Source organism: Janibacter sp. CoH_79_TC_3 (assembly GCF_058197955.1).
Genome location: NZ_JBXWIV010000196.1, coordinates 1 through 239 on the forward strand (window position 1 = coordinate 1; position 239 = coordinate 239).

Genomic DNA, 239 nt, shown 5'->3' on the forward strand with positions numbered 1-239 from the left:
CTTAACACGCTTTACGGCATCCAGGAAGTTCGCATCCGCATATGTTCTTAAGAACATAGCATCATAGGTATTTTTAGGAGAATAAAGAGCAAAATACATAATGGTCTCGGCAGATTCTTTGGCAGTAGTAACACCATAACCGGAAACCTCGCTCGGCAGAGAGCTGGTTGCCTGGGATACACGGTTCTGAACCTCTACAGAAGCGATATCTGCGTTTTTCTCCAGGTTGAACTCAACAT

Annotated in this window: 1 protein-coding gene; it reads right to left on the reverse strand. The window is 44.4% G+C overall.

The annotated features are described in order from the left end of the window. The coding region (locus tag AC2FA3_RS15610; RefSeq protein WP_490510392.1) for an efflux RND transporter permease subunit at positions 1-239 on the reverse strand (239 nt) is incomplete at both ends.